Below are 21,497 nucleotides of genomic sequence, written 5' to 3' on the forward strand. Positions count from 1 at the left end.
ATCTAGAGCACAATCAAGAGCACAATCAAGAGCAAGAGCAAGAGCGATTCCCGCCTTCGCGGGAATGACGGCATAAAAGCAACCGCAAGAGCAACCGCAAGAGCAACCGCAAGAGCAACCGCAAGAGCAACCGCAAGAGCACAACGGCATTGAATACATTCGGACAACTCCTCCGCGTCACTACCTTCGGTGAATCCCACGGGCCGGCCATCGGCTGCGTGATCGATGGTTGCCCGCCCGGTCTGGAAATCAGCCCCGAAGAATTCACCCACGACCTGCAGCGGCGTGCTACCGGCAAGAGCCGCCACACCTCCGCGCGGCGTGAGGCCGATGAGGTCGAGATCCTGTCCGGCGTCTATGAAGGCCGCACCACCGGCACGCCTATCGCGCTGCTGATCCGCAACACCGATCAGCGCAGCAAGGATTACAGCAACATCGCCCAGCAGTTCCGCCCGGGCCATGCCGATTACAGCTACTGGCAGAAGTACGGCATCCGTGACCCGCGCGGTGGCGGCCGTTCCTCCGCGCGTGAAACCACCATGCGGGTGGCCGCTGGCGTGGTTGCCAAGAAGTGGCTGCTGCAGCGTTTCGGTGTCAGCGTGCGCGGTTACCTGTCGCAGCTTGGCGAGATCACCCCGGCCGGGTTCGACTGGAATGCAGTCGAAGACAACCCCTTCTTCTGGCCCGATGCCAGGCAGGTACCGGAGCTGGAAACCTATATGGATGCGCTGCGCAAGTCCGGCGATTCGGTCGGTGCGCGCGTCACCGTGGTTGCCGATGGCGTGCCGCCGGGTTGGGGCGAGCCGATCTACGGCAAGCTCGATGGCGATATCGCCGCCGCGCTGATGAGCATCAATGCGGTCAAGGGCGTGGAGATCGGCGATGGCTTTGCCAGCGCTGCGCAGAAGGGCACCGAGCACCGTGACCTGATCACCCCGCAGGGCTTCCAGTCCAACCATGCTGGCGGCATCCTCGGTGGCATTTCCACCGGCCAGCAGATCGTTGCCTCGATGGTGCTCAAGCCAACCTCCAGCCTGCGCCTGCCCGGCGCAACCGTGGATACGGCCGGCAATGCGGTCGAGGTCATCACCACCGGTCGCCATGATCCCTGCGTCGGCATCCGCGCAACGCCCATCGCCGAGGCGATGCTGGCGCTGGTGTTGATGGACCAGGCCATGCGCCACCGCGCCCAATGTTGCGATGTCGGCGAGATGAGCCCACGTATTCCTGGCCAGCGCAATGACTGACTGTCGTCCTCGCGTCTGGGTGTCGCAGCCCCTGTTCGACGACACCGTCGCGCAGTTGGCGCTGCACTGTGATGTGGTTTCCACTGATGCGGTCACCAAGCACGACAGTGCCAGCCTCAGTGCGAATCTGGCCGGCATGGATGGCGTCCTCATCACGCTCAACGAGCGGATCGGTGCGGCGGAAATCGCCAATGCGTCCGCGTTGAAGATGATCGCCAACGTTGGCGTCGGCTATAACAATCTTGATGTTCCTGCGTTGAATGCAGCTGGCATCGTTGCCAGCAATACGCCGGACGTACTTACCGAAACCACAGCCGATCTAGGCTTCTCGCTGCTGATGGCGGCCGCTCGCCGCATCGTCGAGTCCGATCGCTGGTTGCGTGACGGCAAGTGGGGGCAGTGGTCGTTCACCACCATGCTCGGCGCCGATCTGCATGGCAGCACCCTGGGCATCCTCGGCATGGGCCGGATCGGCCAGGCCATTGCCCGCCGTGGCCATCATGGCTTCGGCATGAAGGTGCTGTACCACAACCGTTCGCAGCTGCCTGCCGAGCAGGAGCAGGCGGTCGGCGCCAGCTATGTCGGTTTCGATGAACTACTGGCCAGCGTCGATCACCTGGTGCTGGTGCTGCCGTATACGGCGCAGAACCACCACATCATCAACGCTGCCGCGCTGGCGAAGATGAAGCCGACCGCCACCTTGGTCAACATCGCCCGCGGCGGTATCGTCGATGAGCTGGCCCTGATCGATGCGCTGGCCAACGGTCGCCTGGCCTCGGCCGCGTTGGACGTTTACGAGAACGAGCCGAACGTGCGTCCGGAATTGTTGGCGCTGGACAACATCGTGCTCACTCCGCATATCGGCAGCGCATCGCTGGCAACACGCCGGGCGATGGTGCAGGTTGCGCTGGACAACCTGCTGGCGGGCCTGGGCATCGGCCCGGATGCCGGCAAGCCGGTCAATGCCATCAATACCGAACTGCTGAGCAACGGCACCGCGCGCATTGCCGTTGCCGGCAAAAAAATCGACGACAAAAAACGATAGGGAGCCTCGGCAGCCGCGCGCTGGAGGTTCCCCGAACCTGGCTCGATGTGTGTCTCCCCCTCCAAACTTTCGAGTATCCCCATGAGCAATGAAGCCCGTCGTTTCCATGTAGCCGTTGTTGGCGCCACCGGCGCTGTCGGCCAGACCATGCTGTCCATCCTGGCCGAGCGCAGTTTCCCGATCAGCAAGCTGACCCTGCTCGCCTCCGAGCGTTCGGCCGGCCAGCAGGTCGACTTTGAAGGCGACAAGATCACCATCCAGGACCTGGCCACGTTCGACCCGGCCGGCGTCGAGATCGCCCTGTTCTCGGCCGGTGGTGGTATCTCCAAGGAATTCGCGCCCAAGTTCGCCGCTGCTGGCGCCGTGGTGATCGATAACTCGTCGACCTTCCGTTACGACGATGACGTGCCGCTGGTGGTGTCCGAGGTCAATCCGGAAGCAGCGAAGAACCGCCCGCGCGGCATCATCGCCAACCCGAACTGCTCGACCATGCAGCTGATGCCGGTGCTGGCGCCGATCCACCGCGAGTACGGCATCGAGCGCATCAATATCGCCACCTACCAGTCGGTGTCGGGCGCGGGCCAGACCGGCATGGAAGAGCTGGGTAAGCAGACCGCGCAGCTGCTCGGCTTCCAGGAGATCGAGCCGAAGAAGTTCCCGATGCAGATCGCCTTCAACCTGATCCCGCACATCGACGAGTTCCTCGACAACGGCTTCACCAAGGAAGAAATGAAGCTGGTCTGGGAGACCCGCAAGATACTCGGCGACGACAGCATCCTGGTGAACCCCACCGCAGTGCGTGTGCCGGTGTTCTACGGCCACTCCGAGGCGGTCAACATCGAGACGAAGAAGAAGATCAGCACCGAGCAGGCCCGTGAGCTGCTGGCCACCGCGCCAGGCGTGAAGGTGGTGGACGAGCGCAAGGCTGGCGGCTATCCGACCCCGGTCACCCATGCTTCGGGCACCGATCCGGTCTATGTCGGCCGCATCCGCGAGGACATCTCGCACCCGCGTGGTTTGAACATGTGGGTGGTGGCGGACAACATCCGCAAGGGTGCCGCACTGAACGCAGTGCAGCTCGCCGAGCTGGTCGCCAACGGCGGCTGATCCCCCCAACGACGCCGGCGTGATGCCGGCGTCGTTGCATATGGGCGGTACAGCGGTGTTCGAAAGGCGGGTCAGCCGTTATATTGGCCGCCATGAAACCAAGGGGCGGGGGCGCGATGCGCTCATTACAAGGTGTGCTGGTTCTCGGCCTGGCGCTGTTCAGTAGCACAGCAATGGCGTTGGGGCTGGGCAATATCCGCGTCCTGTCCAAGCCGGGACAGCCTTTGCTGGCTGAGATTCCGGTCATTACCAGTGATGCGAGCGAGCTCGACAACGCCAAGGCGGGGCTGGCATCAGCGGCCACCTTCGAGCGCGTAGGGCTGGCTGCGCCGACCGGGCTGGTAGGAGAACTGCAATTCCAGTTTGCGCAGGACCGTGACGGCCGCGCGGTGATCCGGGTGACCAGTGCCGCGCCGGTGCAGGTGGCGTCGGTGGGTTTCCTGATCGAGGTCGATTGGGGCCAGGGCCGGCTGGTGCGTGAATACTCGGCGCTGGTGGCCGCACCCGAAGCCGCAACCGCAGTGGCCGAACCGGTCATCGAAGCGCCGGCTGCGGCCCAATCCAATCTGATCGTGCGTGAGCCCGAGCCGCTGCCTGAGTTGCCGGCACCTGCCGCGCCGGTAGCAGCACCTGCGCCGGCTCAACCGGTTGCTGCGGCGCCTGCAGCGCGCCCTGCAGCGATGCCGGTGGCCAGTAGTGAAGGCCAGCTGGCTCCGGTGCAGCGCGGCCAGAGCCTGTCGCAGATCGCCCGCGAGTTGTCGCGCGAGAGCGGCGCGTCCTTGAACCAGACCATGGTCGCGCTGATGCGGGCCAATCCGGAAGCTTTCATCCGCGGCAACATCAACCTGCTCAAGCAGGGTGCGGTGCTGCGTACCCCGGCGCAGGAAGAGCTGGCACGGGTGGATGCATCCGAGGCACGTGCCATCGTTCGTGACCAGGCCGCACAGTGGCGACAGGCACGCGCGCCCATTCCGCAGCCGGCCGTAGCCGATGCTGTGGTGGCGCCGGCCAAGGCCGCTGCACCGGCAGCAGCAAGTGCGGGCCCCAGTGGTGCACGCCTGGAAATCGCCCCGGCCGTGGCCGGCGCACAACAGACTGCGGGAATGACGACCGGACTCGATGCCGGTGGCGAGGGTGACATGTTGGCCAACGAACAGCTGCAGCAAGCCAAGGAAGATCTGGCGGCACGTGACGCGGAACTGCAGGAGCTGCGTGATCGGGTCGGCGAACTCGAGAAGCTGCAGAAGCAGCAGCAATCGCTGATCGCGATGAAGGATTCGGATCTGGCCGCTGCCCAGCAGCAATTGGGTGAGGCGGCCAAGCGTGATGGCAGCGGTTCGTTTGGCTGGATCTGGTTGGGGCTGGCGTTGCTGGTACTGGGTGCGTTGGGTTGGCTGCTGAGCCGTCGGCGCAAGCCACTGCCGGTTGCCCCGCGCGCTGATTTCGAGGCGGGAGACCTGGCCGCAGCGATGCCGGTGATGGGCGCCGCTGCTGCGCAGCAGTCGTTGCATGCAGCGGAAGTGGACGAATTCGACCCGCGGGCCGAGCTCGACGTCCAGCCGTTGCCGGTCGTTGCGGAAGTGCAGCCCGAAGCCTATGAAGAACCGATGCCGGCATGGCTGAAGTCCAGTCCGCCGGCCCGCGTGGAGCCGGTGCTTCCGGCGGCTGCGCCGGCCGTTGCACACAAGCCTGTGCTGCTGTTTGAGGCCTCGCGGCAGTTCGACGCGGTGGTCGAGCCTGTGCCTGCGCAACCCGAGCCGGCTGCGGCCGATGAGGCGGGTTGGATGGCCGGTGACGTGGCTGCGGTTGCGCCGCTGGCACCGGCACCTGCTGGCCGTGAGCGGCTGGAGCTGGCCATTGCCTATCTCGATCTTGGCGATGCCGAGACCGCCCGTACCCTGCTCAACGAGGTTGCTGCCAGCGCTGATCCGCAGGCACGCAGTGAAGCGCTGGAATTACTTGGCCGCATGGCCTGACGGAGAGTTGCAATGAAACGCGAGCGGCGGATTGACTACGTGGAATTCGCCTCGCGCGACCCTGCGGCGAGTCGTGTTTTTTTCGAGCAGGTGTTCGGCTGGACGTTTGAAGACTACGGCCCGGATTACACTGCTTTTGATGACGGTGAGCTGCAGGGTGGCTTCTTCCGGGGTGCGCCGGCGACGACCAGCGTGGGCGCGCCGCTGCTGGTGCTGTATGCCGCACAGCTGGGCCCGCTGCTCGAGGTCATCGCAACGCAGGGCGGTGAAGTGGTCAAGCCGATCTTCACTTTTCCCGGTGGTCGGCGGTTCCAATTCCTGGAACCGGGTGGCAACGAACTGGCTGTGTGGTCAGAGCGCGACAACGACTGAGTTGGGCATGGTTCCACCGGTTCCAACAAGATCAGAGGTTCAATGATGCGCTATGCGCTGGGCGTGGAGTACGACGGCAGCGAGTTCAAGGGCTGGCAACAGCTTGGCGAGCACGGCTGCGCGAGTGTGCAGGCCACGTTGCAGGAGGCACTGTCTTCGGTCGCCAATGCGCCGATCAGTGTGGTGTGTGCAGGGCGTACCGATGCCGGCGTGCACGGTGAATGCCAGGTCGTGCACTTCGACAGTGATGTCGAGCGTGCGCCGCGTGGCTGGGTGCTGGGTACCACCACGCGGTTGCCGCCGTCGATCTGCGTGCGCTGGTGCGTGCCGGTGGTGGATGAGTTCCATGCGCGGTTCTCGGCCAAGGCGCGACGTTATCGCTACCGTATCCTCAACCGCCAGGTACGGCCGGCGCTGTACCGGCAGATCCTGAGCTGGGATCGGCGCCCGCTGGACGCCGATGCCATGCATCGGGCGGCGCAGGCGCTGCTTGGTGAGAACGACTTCGGTGCGTTCCGCAGCGCGCAATGCCAGGCCTTGCATGCCCGCCGTGAGCTGCAATCGATCGCCGTGCGGCGCCAGGGCGAGGTGGTCGAGGTCGAGGTCCAGGCCAATGCCTTTCTGCATCACATGGTGCGCAATATCGTCGGTTCGCTGATGATGGTGGGCGCTGGCGAAAAACCTGAAAGCTGGATCGGGGAGCTGCTGGCAGGCCGTGATCGCAACCTGGCAGGGCCAACCGCACCGCCGCAGGGCCTGGTATTCGTCGGTCCGCTGTATCCTGAGCTCTGGAAGCTGCCGGACGAGGTGACACTGTGAGCCGTACGCTGTTTCGTACCCGCATCAAATTCTGCGGCATGACCCGCGCAGGCGACATCCGCCTGGCCACCGAGTTGGGTGTGGATGCCATCGGTTTCATCTTCGCCAAGGGCAGTGCCCGCAGGGTGGCACCATCCGAGGCGCGCGCCATGCGCCAGGCGATCGCACCGATGGTCGAAGTGGTGGCCCTGTTCCAGCAGAACAATCGCGAGGAAGTGCGCGAAGTGCTGCGCGCGGTGCGGCCAACCTTGTTGCAGTTCCATGGCGACGAGGACGATGCGTTCTGCCGCAGCTTCAATATGCCGTACCTGAAGGCGATTGCGATGGGCGGACGCAGCGACGTCACTGCGCGCGGGTTGCAGCAGATGTATCCGCATGCCGCGGGCTTCCTGTTCGACAGCCACGTGGCCGGTGGCAGCGGCGGCACCGGCGTCGCCTTTGACTGGTCGCAGATTCCGCCCGGTGTGCACCGGCCGTACCTGCTGGCCGGGGGGATTCGCCCAGAGAACGTGCACGACGCCATTCTCGCGACCCAGCCTTGGGGCGTGGATGTGTCCAGCGGCATCGAGGTGTCGCCCGGGATCAAGGACGGCTACAAGATGCGCCAGTTCGTCGAAGAAGTACGCCGCGCCGACCTGCATGTCGAGCAGGACTGAATACGCGCGCTGAGCGTGGCGATGTATTGCACTGGTGCTGCCCGGGGCTGCCGCACTTTTGGGATCCGGTCGCAGGGCATGTCTGGGCTGATTCCCTTATGATGGTGTCCACGGCGACAAGCACGGATGCCTGTGGGAAACGGATGATGCTGTCACAGCTTGCAGGCTGGGGCAGTTCCCGCTGAGCAGCTGGGCGCCACAAGGAAAGTGTGCATGGCGGAGTTTCTGGAAGTAGCGCTGTCCTACCCGACGTTGCCTTACAGCGTCGTGTTCGCGTTTGCTGTCATCTACTGGTTGCTGGCCGCGACCGGTATCGTTGATGACGGTGGCATTGGTAGCGGCGACGGCGCCGACTTTCATTCCCATGGCGGTGAGCATGGCGCGACCGGCATTGCCGCGATGTTCGCGCGGCTCGGCCTCGGTGGTGCGCCGACCATGCTGGTGGTGTTGCTGCTGGCCTTTTTCGGCTGGACCATCACCTATCTGGTTCAACTTTTCTTTCTGCAGTCACTGCCGGCGCCCCTGCGCTGGGGTGTAGGCACGGTGGTGGCCATTGCCGCCTTGATTCCCGGTGCGGTGGTGTCGGCCTGGGTGCTGCGGCCAATACGCCGACTGCTGCTCAAGCTTCGGCCGGTTGCCCAGGAGTCCATCCTCGGCCGGTTTGCCCAGGTCACCTCGCCGGAAGTCAATGCCACGCAGGGCTATGCCAGCATGGACGACGGTGGTGCCGGCCTGATCCTGCATGTGCGGACCCGCGAAGGCAGCCGTTTGCCGCGTGGCCAGCGTGTAAAGCTGGTGGAATACCTGCCCGACAAGAATCACTACCTGGTGGTCGCCGATTCCGACCTGCCAGGCTTGGACGTTTTCCCTTCTGATGTATCAGGCGACAAGGAGATCCACTGATGAGTACTGCTGCGCTGGCCACTTTCATTGTCGGGGTTGCTGCCCTGCTGGTGTTTTTCCTTGGTTTGGCGGGTTTGTTCAAAGCCTTCTACAAGAAGGTTGACCAAGGCACCGCGCTGATCGTCAACGACATGAGCGCGCAGCCGAAGGTGCACTTCACCGGCGCCCTGATCATTCCGGTGCTGTACCGCGCCGAGCACATGAAGATCAGCCTGATCACCCTGCAGGTTGATCGTCGTGGCAAGGAAGGCCTGATCTGCCGTGACAACATGCGCGCCGACATCACCGTGGCGTTCTACCTGCGCGTCAACGAGACCCAGGCCGATGTGCTACGCGTGGCCAAAGCCATCGGTGCAGATCGCGCCTCGGACAAGAACGCGGTGGATGACCTGTTCAACGCCAAGTTCTCCGAAGCCTTGAAGACCGTGGGCAAGAAGTTCGATTTCACCCAGCTGTTCGAGAAGCGCCAGGAATTCCGTGACGAAATCATCGCGGTGATCGGCAATGATTTGAATGGTTACGCGCTGGAAGACGTGGCCATCGACTACCTGGAGCAGACCCCGAAGTCGCTGCTCGACCCCAGCAACATCCTCGACGCCGAAGGCATCCGCAAGATCACCGAGCTGACCGCCGCGCAGAACGTGATCACCAACGAGCTGGCGCAGAACGAGCGCCTGGCCATCACCAAGAAGAATGTCGAGGCCAAGGAAGCCACGCTGGCGCTTGAGCGGCAGCAGGCAGAGGCCGAGGCGCGCCAGCGCCGTGAGGTGGAAACCATCCGCGCCCGCGAGGAAGCCGAGACCCTGAAGGTGCAGGAAGAACAGCGCCAGCTGTCCGAGAATGCCCGCATCGAAGCGCAGCAGCTGATCGACATCCGCGACCAGAACCGCCTGCGCGAAGTGGAAGTGGCCGAGCAGAACCGTCAGCGTGCCGTTGCCATCGAAGTCGAGCGCGTCGCCCGTGCCCGCCAGCTGGAGCAGGTCACCACCGATCGTGAAGTGCAGCTGCAGGGCGTGGAGCGTGACAAGGTGGTCGAGCAGGGCAAGATGGATGTTGCCAACATCACCCGTGAGCGCATCTCCATCGACAAGACCGTGGCGCAGGAAGAAGAGCGCATCAAGGAAGTGCGCCAGGTATCGGAAGCTGACCGCCTGAAGCAGGTCGCCATCCTCGAAGCCGAAGCGCAGGCGCAGGAAGCCATGCTCAAGCAGGTCAAGGAGGCCGAAGCCAGCGAAGCTGCTGCCAAGCACCGCGCGGTGGAGATCACCACGCTGGCGCAGGCCGAATTCGATGCCGCCGGCAAGCAGGCCGAAGCCAAGAAAGCACTGGCCGATGGCGTGCGCGCCGAGCGTGCCGCACCGGGCCTGGCGGATGCCCAGGTCAAGGAAGCCAGCGCGCTGGCCATCGAGAAGGTTGGTATTGCCGAAGCCCGCGTCGTCGATGCGATGGCCGACGCCAATCTGAAGCAGGGTACGGCCGAAGCCAAGGTGCTGGCCGAGCAGCTGGCCGCGCGTGCGCAGGGCGAGGAGCAGATGGGCCGTGCCAAGGCAACGGCAACCGAAACGCTGGGCGTGGCCGAAGCGGCGGTCATCGAGAAGAAGCTGTTCGCCGAAGCCGACGGTTTGACCCGCAAGTTCCAGGCCATCGATTCGCTGGGCGACACCGCACGCGGCCACGAAGAGTTCCGCATGACCCTGGAAACCGGCCTGCGTCAGGCCCTGGCGGCGATCGACGCCGGCAAGGAAGTGACCAAGGAGAATGCCGAGGTCATCGCCAGTGCGCTGCGCAACGCCAGGATCGACATGGTCGGCGGCGACGGCGGCATGTTCGAGAACCTGGTCAAGGCGGTCTCGCTGGGCAAGTCGATTGAGGGCCTCACCGACAAGAGCCCGATCGTGCAGGACCTGATGCAGCGCTACCTGGGCGTGGACATGTCCGCGCGCGGTCTGCCGGCCCGGCGTGGTGTCGATACGCCGGCGATGGAGTCGGACGCAGGTTGAGCGTTGGCGTGCCCCGCGCGGGTGCACCGCGTGGGGCGTTGATGCGCCGCCTGGCTGGAGCTGGCGGCACACGAGCATGAGGGCGTCGGGGATTCCGTCCCGAGGACGGAATCTGCCGATGTCAGAGCAGGGAACAATCGATGGCCGATACAAATCTGGACGCTGCCGCTACGCCGGAAGGCGGCTCCATCGCCGATCAGGCGGTGGCGCAGGGCGGTGCCTATGAGGTGCTGCGCAAACGTCTGAGCGATCAGGGCGCACGTCTGCGGCAGGTGGTGGACGCGCTGAACCAGCGCAGGCTGCAGGAGTTTGGCGACAGCCGGATGGAAGTGATCGGGCGCTTCCGCATCCGCAGCGAGAACAACTGCGTGGGCCGCGATGTGGTGCAGGTCGGCGATGACCTGCTGCTGTTCGGCTACAACGTCTTCATCGGTTTGAAGACACAGACCCGCATCGAAGATGTGTTTGGGCTCTATCGCCTGGTGGACGGTGCCGAAGGCTACGACGTCACCCCGGTGGATCTGAAAAGCAGTTTCCTGGCCCAGGCCGGCTTCGTCCACGATTTTGGTGAGCTCTACGCGTACTACAAGAATGCGCGGCTGCTGCAGCTGATCGTACGCGACGGCAAGTTGCTGGCTGCGTTCCAGATCGGCGAGCGCAGCACTGATGTGCGCGTATTCCGTTGGGCGATGGCGCCCAGTGGCGAGCTGACCTATATCGATGCACGTGGCGAACGTGATATCGCGCTGCCGCCACCGTTCGATTTCGAGTGGGTGCGTGCCGGTCGCGACATGTTGATCAGTGGCCGCTTCCCGCACCTGAACATCCTCGACACGATCTTCGTCGAGACTACCGGCGGTGACCTGACCATCAAGGTCGAGAACAATACCGAGACCGGGCAGGGCGTTTACAGCGAGCCGGTCGAGGACAGCACGCAGTCGGTGGACGACGCGACCATTGACTTCGCCAAGGTCGGCTCGCTGATCCTGCTGAAGATCCAGCCGTACCGCGAGGACAGCTGGCGTGGCCTGATCTACAACACGCTGACCGGCAAGGTGGTGCGCAACGACGCCATCGTCCAGGCCTGCGTGCAGCTGCCCGATGACCATGGCGTCATATTCCCCGGTGGCTATTACCTGCAAAGCGGCGAGCACAAGGCGTTCGATGCCTCGATGCAGGGCATGCGTTACAAGCGCTCCATCCGTTCGCCAAACGGCGAGGACATGCTGTACATCTTCTACGAGCGCGAAGCCGGAAAGTCGGCGCTGTTCGTCTACAACAGCATCCAGCGCGTGCTGCAGAACCCGGTGTTCGGCATGGGCTATGCCTTCATGCGCGATGGCCGGATGGTGCTGTTCAATGCCGAAAACGAGGAGCCTACCCGCGTCCATCCGATGCAGGTCTGGCAGACCCCGTTCAGCAGTGATGAATTCGCTGCACATGCCCCCACCGGCACCAGTTTCATGGCCCGCATCGGCAATGCCGAGCTGGTGCGTGGCATCTCGAATCTGCTTGATCTCGGTCGCGAGATCGACAGTCGCGAGGTGTCGCTGCCGCGCTACGAGCTGCTGACCCATAACGCGCGCCGTCTGTTCGATACCCACCATTGGCTGGATGACGCCAACTGCGACGGTGCCGCGACGCTGCTGCGCGAGATCAGTGCGACCGGCGAGTCGATGCTCGACGAGTACGAGAAGGTCGAGAGCATCCGCAAGCAGTCGGCGCAGGCAATGGCTGAGGTCACCGCTGCGCACAAGACGCTGCTGGGGCGGTTGCAGCCGCAGAACTGGACGAAGATCGGCGAGTTCGTCGAATCGCTGGGCGACATCGGCAAGCTGCGTGGCCGCCTGCTGACGGTGCGCGATTTCCGTTACGTCGACGTCGCCGCCATCGATGCAATGAACGTCTCCTTGCAGGAGGCGCATGACCGGGTTGGTGCGGCGGCGGGTGAGTTCCTTGGCAGCGACAAGGCGCTGCAGCCGTTCGCTGATCGATTGCAGGAGCTGGATGCCGCCGCGCAGGTGGCACAGACCGCCAAGCAGCTGTCCGAGCAGATCGCGCAGATGCAGGTGATGTCGGGCGATCTGGATATGTTGTCCGAGCTGATGGCCAGCCTGAAGGTGGACGACGCCGCGCAGCGCACGCGCGTGGTCGAGGCCATTTCTGCCATCTACGCCAAGCTCAACCAGGCGCGCGCACGTGCGGATCAGCGCCGTCGTTCATTGGGTTCGGCTGAAGCCGTGGCGCAGTTTGGGGCACAGTTCTCCCTGTTCAGCCAGGCCATCACCAGTGCGCTGGGTTTGGCGACCGACCCGGAGCGCGCCGACGAGCAGTTGTCGCGATTGATGGTGCAGCTGGAAGAACTGGAGAGCCAGTTCGGCGAGCATGAACAGTTCCTTGGCGACATCCTCAACAAGCGTGAGGAGCTGCTCGATACCTTCGAGTCGCACAAGCAGACGCTGCTGGATGCGCGCCAGCGCAAGGCACAGTCGGTACTGGACGCAGCCAACCGCATCCTTGATGGCCTGGCCAAGCGTACCGAGCGCTTCACCACCGTTGATGAACTGAACGCTTTCTTCGCCGGTGACCCGCTGATCCTGAAGTTGCGTGAGCTCGCCGATCGCCTGCGCGACTACAAGGACAGCGTCAAGGCCGACGACGTGGAAGCACGGCTCAAGGGCGTGCGCGACCAGGCGGTGCGGGCGCTGCGTGATCGCAGTGATCTGTTCGAAGGCGGCGGCAACATCATCCGTCTTGGCAGACACCGTTTCAGTGTCAACACCCAGCCGCTGGACCTGACCATCCTGCCGCGCGGCGATGGTTTGGCAGTACATCTCACTGGCACCGACTACTACGAGGCCATTGTCGATCCGGAGCTGGAGGAGCTGCGCGACTATTGGCCGGTGACCCTGGATTCGGAATCAGTCGCGCTCTATCGCGGCGAGTATCTGGCAGGTCTGCTGCTGGATGCGGCCATCAACGGCCGCGATGGCCTGAGCGTGGAGCTGTTGCTGCGTGAAGCCGCGCAAGCCGATGCGCTGGCCAAGCGGGTGCGCGATTTCGCTGCGCCACGTTACCGCGAAGGCTACGAGAAAGGCATTCACGATCACGATGCGACGTTGATCCTGCAGGCGGTTCTGCCGCTGTATCAGGCGGCCGGTTCGCTGGTGCACGCGGCGGGTCCACGCGCGCTTGCCCTGCTGTTCTGGGCGCGTGAGGGCAAGCGCGAGGAAGTGAGCCAGTGGTTGGAACGCGCCGCCGGTGCGTTCGCCATCGCCAAGCTGTTCAATGTGCGGGACGGGCTTGATGCCTTGCGCACGGAGATCGCATCGGCGTTGGCTGCCTTCCAGGACGAGCATGGCTTGCCGTTCGACAGCGGCGTGCCAGCCTTGGCTGCCGAGTACCTGCTGGCGGAGCTTGGCAAGGGCGAGCCAACCTTCTCCTTCAGTGGCTACGCGCGGCAGCTGCTCAGCGGCCTGCGCGAACAGCTGCAGGCTGCCGGGCAAGCGGATGCATTTGATCGCAGCCTGCAACGTCTGAACACGCGACTGGCCCTGCAATGGGCGCAGGCGCTGCAATGGTTGCAGGCAATGTGTGGCCAGCCGAAGTTTGCCGCCATGGCCGGCTATGTGCCGGAAGCCGCTGCGATGCTGCTCGGCGAACGGGCCTTGCGCAGCCAGGTACGCGAGGTGACCTTGATCGCCGATGTCGGTGGCCTGCTCGGTGAGCATGCGCGCGTCACCCAAGGCCACCTGCAATTGGCGGTGGATGATTTCCTGCAGCGCTGGCAGTCGCATCGCCGCCAGTTCCAGCCCGGCTTCGAGCGCTACCAGGCGCTGCGTCATCGCATCAGTGCGCGCGAACGCGATTCCCTGCGATTGAGCGAGTTCCAGGCCCGACCGCTGAGCTCGTTCGTTCGCAACAAGCTGATCAATGACGTCTACCTGCCCATCATCGGCGACAACCTCGCCAAGCAGATGGGCACGGTGGGCGAGAACAAACGCAGCGACCTGATGGGCTTGCTGATGATGATCAGTCCGCCCGGTTACGGCAAAACCACATTGATGGAATACGTGGCCAATCGGCTCGGCCTGGTCTTCATGAAGATCAATGGCCCGGCCCTGGGCCATGAAGTGCGCTCGCTGGACCCGGAGCAGGCACCGGATGCCACCTCGCGGCAGGAGTTGCACAAGCTCAACCTGGCGTTGGAGATGGGCAACAACACCATGCTGTATGTCGACGACATCCAGCACACCCATCCGGAGTTCCTGCAGAAATTCATTTCCCTGTGTGACGGCACCCGTCGCATCGAGGGCGTGTGGAAGGGCCGCACCAAGACCTATGACCTGCGCGGCAAGAAGTTCTGCGTGGTGATGGCCGGCAACCCGTATACCGAGTCCGGTGAAGTGTTTAAGGTGCCGGACATGCTGGCCAACCGTGCCGATATCTACAACCTCGGTGATGTACTCGGCGGCATGGAAGAGGCCTTCAAGCTCAGCTACATCGAGAACAGCCTGACCTCCAGCCAGGTGCTGGCGCCGATGGCGACCCGCGATCTGGCCGACCTCTATCTGCTGGTTGACAAGGCCAGCGGCAAGGAGGTGTCCACCAATGCGCTCAGCCATGCGTATAGCGGCGCGGAGATCAATGAGATCGTCGCCACACTGCAGCGGCTGATGGAGGTGCGCGAGGTGGTGTATCGGGTCAACCAGCAATACATCGCCAGTGCCGCGCAGGCCGACAAGTACCGGGTCGAGCCGCCGTTCCGCCTGCAGGGCAGCTACCGCAACATGAACAAGCTGTCGGAGAAGATTTCGCCGGTGATGAATGCCGCCGAGCTGCAGCAGCTGGTCACCGACCATTACCTCGGCGAGTCGCAGCTGCTGACGAGTGGCTCCGAGGAAAACCTGCTCAAGCTGGGTGAGCTGCGCGAGGTATTGGATGCGACGCAGATGGCGCGCTGGGAGCAGATCAAACGCGACTTCATGCGCGACAAAGCGATGGGCGGCGACGATGCCGACACTGGTGCGCGCATGGTCGCGCAGCTGGCCGATATTGCCAGTGGGCTGCAGGGCCTGCGTGCTGACGAGCCAGCGCCGGTTGCACCGCTCGCGCCGCAGGTCGAGGTGCCGTGGGAGCAGATCGTGGCCTTGTTGCAGTCGGTTGCCGAGCGTCCCGCAGCGGTGGTCGCAGCACCGCCAGCGGCAGTGGCGCCGGTTGCACCAGTGCAGGATCTGACCCCGTTGTTGCAGGTATTGGCGACAGCCCAGCAGCGCCAGGGCGAGGTTGGCGATGCCTTGGCTGGCCTGGCCACGCAGCTGCAGGAGTGGCTGTCCAAGGACGGCGGTGCGGGCAGCAAGCCAGCACCGCGCGTGCGGCGTGCGCGCACGCGGGAAGAGAAGGCGTTGGACGAAGCGCTGATGCGGCATTTCTACGGCGGCAATGTGGTGGTACCGGGGCAGCAGGGCAGTCGTGGCAATGAAGCGCCGGACGATGCCTGATGTGACGCCGCCAGTGTTGCCGCTGCCACCGCAGCCGCCGCTGCAAGCCGATGATGCGCTGGCAGTGGCCAGCTACGGCGCGGAACTGCTGGTCGCGATCGAGCAGTTGCTGGGTGCACCGCAGGCTGGCATGGCGGCAGCGCGGCTGGTCGCGGAGATGGACAATATCCGCCAGGCGATGTCGGCAGCCGATGGGCGCCAGATCCGCCGTTCGGTGGGATTGCTTGGCCGTTTGTTGGGGCGTGATGTCGAGGCGCAGGCGCGGGCCGAGCAGCTGGCGGCCCAGCTCGATGTCTGTCTGTTACGTGCCGACGACTGCGTACAGGTGTTGCAGCAGGAGCTTGACCAGCATCTGCAGCAGGTCGGGCGGGTGCAGATGGCAGTGGTTGCCATCGATGACTGGGCTGCTGCCGGTGAGGCGATACCGCCGCCTCCCGAGGTGGTGGCGCAGGCCACGTTGCAGCGACGCCTGCAACATCTGCGCGGGCTAGCCCGGCTGCGGCAGTCCGAGGCCGAACAGCTGCGCCTGCTGCATGCCCAGGGCGTGGAGCTGGTCGAGCGTTACCAACGCATCCGCGACGTGTTGTTACCGCTTTGGCGGCAGCAAGGCCTGGCGGTACGCGCCGCCGACAAGCAGGCGCAACTGGAACAGGTTGCCCAGGTGCAGGCCCGGATTCTCGACGAGGTGACGGCGATGCAGGCTAGACTGCGCTGATAACCATCCTGCACATGATTGCTCGCGCGCCGTGTGGCGCCACTTGCTCAAGGAGAACTGCTGATGACCCAGGACACTTTGCCGCTGCCGGCCGGCCCTTCCGCCGATGTTGATGGCACCATGCTGGTCGCCTTGGGCCTGAGCGAAGCGGATCGCCCGCAGATCGCACAGATCGTGCGCACGCTGGACGACATCAGCCCGGGCAACCTGCACGTATTCGGCCGCGACGCGGCGGGCAAGAGTGCGGCCTTCTCCAGTCAGTTGCTGGACCATGTGCGCAACCGCGACCTGGAGGCCTCGGGTGAGAAGCTCGGTGAGGTGGTGCGTATTGCCCGCTCGCTGAAGCTGGACGGTTTGAACGAGCGTTCCAAGGTGCCGGTGATCGGTGGCCTGATCGACCGCATGCGCGCCTCCAAGGGCGAGCTGGTGCAGAAATTCAGCGACACCAACCAGCAGATCGAACAGTTGCTGCGTGACGTTGGCGCACAGCAGGCGCAGATGGGCCAGCGCGTCGGTGAGTTTGATCGCATGCATGTCATCGTCCGCGACGAACGGCAGAGTCTTGGCCTGCACATCGCCGCCGGCAAACAGCGCCTGGCCGAACTCAACAACGAGTTGCACGCGCTGGTTGGCCTGGAAGATCCGCAGTCGCGCATTCGGCGTGGCGAGATCGACAATGCGATCCGCCTGCTCGACAAACGCGTGGGTGATCTGACTGTGATGCAGCACGCGGCTGACCAGTCGCTGCCGATGATCCGCCTGATCCAGGCCAATGCGATCCAACTGATCGAGAAATTCAACGCCGTACGCGACATCACCATCCCGTCGTGGAAGCGCCAGTTCGCCATCCAGCTGTCGCTGGGCGAGCAGAAGAACGCGGTCGATCTGTCCAATGCCATCGACGATGCCACCAATGAACTCATGCGCCGCAACGCCGACCTGATGCGCCAGACCTCGGTGGAAACGGCCAAGGCCAATCAGCGTGCGGTGATTGATGTGGCCACCTTGCGCCATGTGCATGAGCAGCTGATCGCTACCGTGGAAGAAGTGCGCAGCATCCACCGCGAAGGCATGCAGCAGCGGCAGCAGGCGGAAGTCGAATTGGCGCGCCTGCGTGAGGACGTGCAGCAGCGACTGGCACAGCCGACGCAAGGCAGCTGAATGTAGGAGCGGCGTCAGCCGCGAAACCACTGATGCGTCAGATACAGCTGACGCCAGCGCTGTTGCCCCCTCCCTTTGCCGAAGATAAGGCTTGTCTCCCTCCTTTTGCGTAGCAAAGGGGAGGGTTGGGGGGGTAAGCTCCGAGGCCTTTCAAGCATTGCCAGCTTCGCGGCTGACGCCGCTCCCACAAAGGCCAAGAGCGCCTACAAAAGCTGCTTGCGCAGCCAATCCGCCAATGCAGCCACACGCGGATCTTGCTGGTCACCCGCGGTGCACAGCGCCCAGCAGCCTTCCGTCTCAACAAAGCTCCACGGCGCGATCAGGCGGCCGTTGACCAGGTCATCAGCGACCAGGGGTTCAGGCGCAATCGCGATGCCCAATCCGGCGACCGCCGCTTCCAGCATGTAATACAGATGCTCCAGGCCGGTCCCATAGGTCAGCGCATCCGCATCGATGCCATTGCGTGCAGCCCAGGTCGGCCAGGCCTGGGGGCGCGAGCGCGTATGCAGCACCGCATGCTCGCGCACGGCATCCACGGGCTGTCGGGCCAGCACATGTGCGGCATGCATCGACGGGCTGAATACCGGGCCGATCCGCTCCGGCGCCAACGTGTGCACCTGCCAGCCGTCGGGCCAGGGCGCCTGGCCGAGCATCAGCGCTGCATCCAGCCCATCCAGGCGTGGGGCGAAATCGCCGTCCTGTGCCGCCAGGTGCAGGGTCAGGCCGGGCAGGTCGCGCTGCAGGTCCTGCAGGCGCGGGATCATCCAGCGGGCCAGCAGGCTGCCAGGGCAGCCCAACACGAAGGCGTCATTGCGCTGCGGTCGGCGCAGCGAGGAAATGCAATCACGCAGCTGCGAGAACGCGCCGGAAGTTGCTTCCAGCAAGCGGTGGCCGGCGGCGCTGGGGCGGATGCCGCGGCCGTCACGTTCAAACAGGGTCAGTCCCAGTTCTTCCTCCAGCGCCCGCAGTTGCCGGCTCACCGCGCCATGGGTGACATGTAGCTCGGCGGCGGCCTGGCTGACGCTGCGCAGCCGTGCCGCAGCCTCGAAGGCACGCAAGGCATTGAGCGAAGGCAGGGATTGACGGGTCTTCATGTGAGTTTTTCTAACATGTGCTGGCTGAATTATCCATTTTTATGTCACCGGCCCTGCGTTAGAGTGCTTGCCTGTTCCTTGTAGCCGTGACGTCATGACTGATCCGTCGATCTCCGATTTCCACGCCTTCCCTGATGCGCGTGGGCACTTTGGCCGCTTTGGTGGCAGCTTCGTCGCCGAAACCCTGGTCGGGCCCTTGCAGGAGCTGGCAGCGGCCTACGATCAGGCGCGGGTCGATCCGTCCTTCATTGCTGCCTACGACAAGGACCTGAAGCATTACGTTGGCCGTCCCAGCCCGATCTACCACGCCGAGCGCCTGAGCAAGGACGTGGGTGGGGCGCAGATCCTGCTCAAGCGTGAGGACCTGAACCACACCGGCGCGCACAAGGTGAACAACACCATTGGCCAGGCCTTGCTGGCCGCACGCATGGGCAAGACCCGCATCATCGCCGAGACCGGTGCCGGCCAGCATGGCGTGGCCTCGGCCACGGTTGCAGCGCGACTGGGCCTGGAGTGCGTGGTGTACATGGGTGCCACCGATATCGAGCGGCAGAAGATCAACGTCTATCGGATGAAGCTGCTCGGTGCCACGGTGGTGCCGGTTAGCAGCGGCTCGGCCACGCTCAAGGACGCGCTCAATGAAGCGATGCGCGACTGGGTCACCAACGTGCGCGATACCTTCTACATCATCGGTACCGTTGCCGGCCCGGACCCTTACCCGCGCATGGTGCGTGACTTCAACGCCATCGTCGGCCGCGAGGCCCGTGCGCAGATGCTGGAGGATTATGGCCGTCTGCCCGATGCGATCACTGCCTGCGTCGGTGGCGGCTCCAATGCGATCGGCCTGTTCCATGCCTTCCTCAACGACCGTGAGGTCAAGATCTACGGTGCCGAAGCTGCCGGCGATGGCATCCATACCGGCCGTCACGCCGCCTCCATTTCGGCCGGGCGCCCGGGCGTGCTGCACGGCAATCGCACCTATGTGTTGTGCGACGACGACGGCCAGATCACCGAAACCCATTCGATCTCCGCTGGCCTGGACTACCCGGGCGTCGGCCCCGAGCACTCCTTCCTGTCCGATACCGGTCGCGCGCAGTACGTGGGCATCACCGATGAAGAGGCGTTGGCTGCCTTCCATCGCCTGACCCGCATCGAAGGCATCCTGCCGGCGCTGGAATCCAGCCATGCGGTCGCCCATGCGATCAAGCTGGCGCGTGAGTTGCCCAAGGATGCGTTGGTGCTGTGCAATCTGTCCGGCCGTGGCGACAAGGATGTGCATACCATCGCCGCGCGCGAAGGCTTGGTGCTGTGATGGTCGGCTTCGTGTGTAATCGTGTGCTGCACACTCCGTTGTTGCTGGCCCTGGCGGCGGCCTTGGCGGCATGCACACCGTCCCCCCCTGCACCTGAGCCGACCGCTCCGGCAACGCCACCGGCTGCGCCTGTTGCACCTGTCGCAGCAACGCCGTCCCCGGCATCCGCAGCGGATCCTGCTGCCAGCGCATCGGCTGGACTGGGGCAGCTGGGTGAGCTGCGCATCGGCGCGCCGTTCGGCAAGGCGCCGGGAGACAAGGCGTTCGTCTCGCACGGCATGCGCGAGGCGATGGAGGGCGACTGCGAGTACTACGACAAGGGTTCCTTGCCAGAGAACATTTCGATGATGGTGATCGCCGACCGCATCGTGCGTTTTGAAGTGAACGAAACTTTTGAGCCTGGCCAACAGGTTGCCGAGCCTGCGTCTGGTGCCGAGGTGACGCCGTTCCACCTGTGGGTGGGCATGACGGTCGCCGAGGCCAAGCGGCGTCTGCCTGCGGGCGTGGTGACCAGTCCGCACGCCTATAACTCGCCCAATGGCGATTACCTGACCTGGACCGACAAGACCGCCAACCTGGCCCTGCGCCTGGAAACACTCGATGGCCTGGTTACTTCCATTTACTGGGGCCAGCCCGATGCGGTTGAACTGATTGAAGGATGTGCCTGACATGGCTGTTACCCGAATTGACGAATGCTTCGCCCGCCTGCGCGCCTCCGGCCGCAAGGCGCTGATTCCCTTCATCACTGCTGGCGACCCCTCGCTGGAGGCGACCGTGCCGGTGATGCATGCGCTGGTCGAGGCCGGTGCGGACGTGATCGAGCTCGGTGTGCCGTTCTCCGACCCGATGGCCGATGGCCCGACCATCCAGCGCAGCTCCGAGCGCGCCTTGGAGCGCGGGGCAGGGCGCCAATATGTGTTTGATGCCGTGGCGCGCTTCCGCCAGACCGACACGACCACCCCGGTGGTGTTGATGGGTTATCTGAATCCGGTCGAGATCCGCGGCTATGCGCGTTATGCCGAAGAGGCGGTGGCCGCCGGTGTGGACGGCATTCTGCTGGTCGATCTGCCGCCGGAAGAGGCTGATGAACCGCGAGCGGTGTTTGCCGAAGCTGGGCTGGCCTTGATCCTGCTGGCCTCGCCGACCAGCAGCGAGGCCCGCCTGGACAGCCTGTGCCAGGCGGCGCAGGGCTATCTGTATTACGTCAGCTTTGCCGGCGTGACTGGCGCGTCTGAACGTCTGGACAGCAGCGCGGCTGGCGAACGCCTGCGGCTGCTGCGTAGTCGTTCCAGTGCACCGGTGGTAGCCGGCTTCGGCATCAAGGACGCGGCCAGTGCGGCGGCAATGGCGGTGGATGCTGATGGTGTGGTGGTCGGCAGTGCGCTGGTCTCAGCAATAGCTGAGACGGAGGGCCCGGCGGCTGCGGCTGCTGGGTTCCTCAAGCCGCTGCGCGAAGCGCTGGATCGCTGAGCGGCGTCACCTGTAGTGGGGGGGGGGGGGGGGGGGGGGGGGGGGGGGGGGGGGGGGGCGGGGGGGGGGGGCGGTGGGCGGGGGCGGGCCGGGGCCGCGACGGGGCGGGGCACGGGGGG

16 protein-coding genes are annotated in these 21,497 nt (G+C 64.5%); 15 read left to right on the forward strand and 1 reads right to left on the reverse strand.

Annotation, left to right across the window (positions count from 1 at the left end):
- The first annotated feature begins 149 nt into the window (after positions 1-149).
- From aroC to AC1VWL_RS16995, 12 genes are all read left to right on the forward strand, one after another.
- On the forward strand, positions 150-1,247 hold the full coding sequence (aroC, locus tag AC1VWL_RS16940; RefSeq protein ID WP_482987446.1) for a chorismate synthase: 1,098 nt from the start codon (positions 150-152) through the stop codon (positions 1,245-1,247).
- Positions 1,240-2,292 (forward strand): 2-hydroxyacid dehydrogenase, encoded by a 1,053-nt coding sequence (locus AC1VWL_RS16945; RefSeq protein ID WP_482987447.1) that lies wholly within the window; start codon positions 1,240-1,242, stop codon positions 2,290-2,292. Before aroC ends, AC1VWL_RS16945 begins: the two co-directional genes overlap by 8 nt.
- 81 nt (positions 2,293-2,373) lie before the next feature.
- Complete coding sequence (locus AC1VWL_RS16950; protein WP_482987448.1) at positions 2,374-3,399, forward strand: aspartate-semialdehyde dehydrogenase; 1,026 nt, start codon at positions 2,374-2,376, stop codon at positions 3,397-3,399.
- A gap of 116 nt (positions 3,400-3,515) precedes the next feature.
- Complete coding sequence (locus tag AC1VWL_RS16955; RefSeq protein ID WP_482987449.1) at positions 3,516-5,375, forward strand: type IV pilus assembly protein FimV; 1,860 nt, start codon at positions 3,516-3,518, stop codon at positions 5,373-5,375.
- Positions 5,376-5,387: 12 nt separating this feature from the next.
- Positions 5,388-5,747 (forward strand): VOC family protein, encoded by a 360-nt coding sequence (locus tag AC1VWL_RS16960; RefSeq protein WP_482987450.1) that lies wholly within the window; start codon positions 5,388-5,390, stop codon positions 5,745-5,747.
- 45 nt (positions 5,748-5,792) lie between these two features.
- Positions 5,793-6,566: a tRNA pseudouridine(38-40) synthase TruA gene (truA, locus tag AC1VWL_RS16965; protein WP_282266643.1), complete on the forward strand. Its 774-nt coding sequence runs from the start codon at positions 5,793-5,795 to the stop codon at positions 6,564-6,566.
- Positions 6,563-7,222, forward strand: a complete 660-nt coding sequence (locus tag AC1VWL_RS16970) for a phosphoribosylanthranilate isomerase (RefSeq protein WP_296246060.1) — start codon at positions 6,563-6,565, stop codon at positions 7,220-7,222. The genes truA and AC1VWL_RS16970 overlap by 4 nt, the downstream gene beginning before the upstream one ends.
- A 213-nt stretch (positions 7,223-7,435) precedes the next feature.
- Entirely contained in the window at positions 7,436-8,125 is a 690-nt protein-coding gene (locus AC1VWL_RS16975; RefSeq protein WP_482987451.1) for a hypothetical protein, read from the forward strand.
- Positions 8,125-10,125, forward strand: coding sequence for a flotillin family protein (locus AC1VWL_RS16980; protein ID WP_482987452.1), 2,001 nt, complete (start codon positions 8,125-8,127; stop codon positions 10,123-10,125). The genes AC1VWL_RS16975 and AC1VWL_RS16980 overlap by 1 nt, the downstream gene beginning before the upstream one ends.
- A 140-nt stretch (positions 10,126-10,265) precedes the next feature.
- On the forward strand, positions 10,266-15,626 hold the full coding sequence (locus AC1VWL_RS16985; RefSeq protein WP_482987453.1) for a DNA repair ATPase: 5,361 nt from the start codon (positions 10,266-10,268) through the stop codon (positions 15,624-15,626).
- Entirely contained in the window at positions 15,604-16,341 is a 738-nt protein-coding gene (locus AC1VWL_RS16990; RefSeq protein WP_482987454.1) for a hypothetical protein, read from the forward strand. Before AC1VWL_RS16985 ends, AC1VWL_RS16990 begins: the two co-directional genes overlap by 23 nt.
- A gap of 63 nt (positions 16,342-16,404) precedes the next feature.
- Positions 16,405-17,502: a toxic anion resistance protein gene (locus AC1VWL_RS16995; protein ID WP_482987455.1), complete on the forward strand. Its 1,098-nt coding sequence runs from the start codon at positions 16,405-16,407 to the stop codon at positions 17,500-17,502.
- A 203-nt stretch (positions 17,503-17,705) separates the two neighbouring features.
- Here the strand turns inward: AC1VWL_RS16995 and AC1VWL_RS17000 are convergent, their stop codons facing one another.
- Positions 17,706-18,596: a LysR family transcriptional regulator gene (locus AC1VWL_RS17000; protein ID WP_482987456.1), complete on the reverse strand. Its 891-nt coding sequence runs from the start codon at positions 18,594-18,596 to the stop codon at positions 17,706-17,708.
- Between the two features lie 94 nt (positions 18,597-18,690).
- On the opposite strand from AC1VWL_RS17000, the gene trpB reads away from it, so the two are divergent.
- The 3 genes from trpB to trpA are packed head-to-tail and all read left to right on the forward strand — an operon-like array spanning position 18,691 to position 21,378.
- On the forward strand, positions 18,691-19,908 hold the full coding sequence (gene trpB / locus AC1VWL_RS17005) for a tryptophan synthase subunit beta (RefSeq protein WP_282266633.1): 1,218 nt from the start codon (positions 18,691-18,693) through the stop codon (positions 19,906-19,908).
- Entirely contained in the window at positions 19,908-20,576 is a 669-nt protein-coding gene (locus AC1VWL_RS17010) for a hypothetical protein (protein ID WP_482987457.1), read from the forward strand. The genes trpB and AC1VWL_RS17010 overlap by 1 nt, the downstream gene beginning before the upstream one ends.
- A 1-nt stretch (position 20,577) precedes the next feature.
- Positions 20,578-21,378 carry a tryptophan synthase subunit alpha gene (trpA, locus tag AC1VWL_RS17015; RefSeq protein WP_482987458.1) on the forward strand — a complete coding sequence of 267 codons (801 nt, stop codon included), beginning with the start codon at positions 20,578-20,580 and terminating at the stop codon, positions 21,376-21,378.
- Positions 21,379-21,497: the final 119 nt, after the last annotated feature.

Source organism: Stenotrophomonas sp. STEN063, assembly GCF_056854515.1.